Source organism: Shimia sp., from assembly GCF_041624275.1.
In the GTDB taxonomy this organism is placed as follows: Bacteria; Pseudomonadota; Alphaproteobacteria; order Rhodobacterales; family Rhodobacteraceae; genus Shimia.
Map to the genome: position 1 here is coordinate 1 of NZ_JBFJVE010000303.1, position 1,977 is coordinate 1,977.

Genomic DNA, 1,977 nt, shown 5'->3' on the forward strand with positions numbered 1-1,977 from the left:
CCGAAATGCTGCGGCTGGACCCGGAAGGCTATTCGCTGAAGCACTACCGCGACTTCTTCACCAACAACGAGTGGCAGCGCAGCTTCAAGAACTCGCTGATCATCGCGCCGATCGCGACGATCCTGTCGGTCTCGCTGGGCACGCTCGCCGCGATCGGGCTCAGCCAGAGCCACGTGCCGTTCAAGCGCGCGATCATGGCGATCCTGATCTCGCCGATGATCGTGCCGCTGATCATCTCGGCCACGGGCATGTTCTTCTTCTACAGCCAGATCGGCAACTGGATGGAGGCGGTGCTCGGCCTGCCCAAGGACGTGGTGGGCTACATCAAGGTGATCCTGGCGCATGCCGTCCTGGGCATCCCCTTCGTGATCATCACCGTGACCGCGACGCTGGTGGGTTTCGACCGCTCGCTGACGCGGGCGGCGGCGAACATGGGCGCGGACCCGGTCAAGACCTTCTTCCGCATCCAGATGCCGCTGATCCTGCCGGGCGTGATCTCGGGCGGCCTGTTCGCCTTCATCACCTCCTTCGACGAGGTGGTGGTGGTGTTGCAGCTTGCCGACGTGAAGCAACGCACCATTCCGCGGCAGATGTTCTCGGGTATCCGCGAACAGATTTCGCCGACGATCCTTGCCGTGGCGACGGTGCTGGTCATCATCTCGATCGGGCTGTTGACCGTGGTCGAACTGCTGCGGCGTCGCTCCGAGCGGCTGCGCGGGGTCACACCGTCCTGAGCCGGCGACGATCGCTGACGTGAAAAAACGAAACCGGGGCCGTCCCATCGGCCCCGGTTTTCTTTTGCGACGCTGTGCCGGAAAGCTGTGCCGGAAATCAGTACTGGCTTTGCCGGATCGCGCCCGAGCCGCCCTGTTCGGTGCGCAGACGCTGCAACAGGCTCAGCGAGGCATAGCCGTCGGGCGTCAGACCCTTGGCGCTCTGGTAGTCGCGTACCGCGTTGATGGTCAGCGGGCCGATCTTGCCGTCGATCTTCTCGGTGTCGAAACCGGCGCGGGTCAACAGGCGCTGAAGTTCCTTGCGCTCGCCCTCGCTGAGGGCGCGGTCGCCCCGGGGCCAGCTGCCCTGAATCTCCTTGCCGCCCTTGATCCGGTCGCTGAGATGGCCGACCCCGATCACATAGGCATCGGCGGTGTTGTAGCGTTCGATGGCATCGAAATTGCGAAAGATCATAAAGGCGGCGCCATTGCCGCCGGCGGGCAGCAGGATCGATCCCCTGCCGTGGCGGTCGGGCACCGCGCGCCCGTCGATGCCGGTGATGCCAAGCGCGGCCCAGTCCGACGGCGCCTTGAGGATCTTGCGATTGGCGAGCTGGTAGTTGAACCCGGATGGCAGCCGCACCTCGACCCCCCAGGGCTTGCCCGATTGCCAGCCAGAGCGGGCCAGATAGGCCGCCGTCGAGGCCAGCGCGTCGGCCGGATCGTCATCCCAGATGTCGCGCCTGCCGTCGCCGGTGAAATCGACCGCGAAGCTGAGATAGGAGGTCGGGATGAACTGCGTGTGCCCCATGGCGCCGGCCCAGCTTCCGGTCATGTCGCGGGCCGTGACATCGCCATTCTGCAGGATCTTCAGTGCGGCGATCAACTGCCCCTCGAAGAAGCGGCCGCGCCGCCCGTCATAGGCCAGAGTGGCCAGCGCCTCGATGGTGGGAATGCTGCCCCGGAAGGTGCCATAGGCGCTTTCCAGACCCCAGACCGCCACCACGACCTCCTTGTCGACGCCGTAACGCCGCTCGATCGCGTCGAGGGTCCGGCGATGCTGGCGCAGGGCCGCCTTGCCGTTGCGGATCCGCGTGTCCGAGGCGGCGCTGTCGAGATAGTCCCAGATGGTCTTGGTGAACTCGGACTGGTTGCGGTCCTTCTGGATCACGCCGGCGTTGTAACGCACCCCGGACAGGGCCGTATCGAAGACCGAGGGCTGAATGCCGGCCCTCAGCGCGCGGCCGCGAAACCCGTTGATCCA

At 65.6% G+C, this 1,977-nt stretch carries 2 protein-coding genes; one reads left to right on the plus strand and one right to left on the minus strand.

Going from position 1 to position 1,977, the window contains the following annotated elements; all coding sequences use genetic code 11:
• Window positions 1-734, plus strand: a 734-nt coding sequence (locus tag ABZD10_RS15410; RefSeq protein ID WP_372887879.1) for an ABC transporter permease, incomplete at its 5' end; no start/stop codon positions are given.
• A gap of 97 nt (window positions 735-831) precedes the next feature.
• On the opposite strand, the gene ABZD10_RS15415 is transcribed toward ABZD10_RS15410, so the two are convergent.
• Window positions 832-1,977 (minus strand): lytic murein transglycosylase (locus tag ABZD10_RS15415; protein ID WP_372887881.1); only part of this gene is annotated, 1,146 nt, incomplete at its 5' end.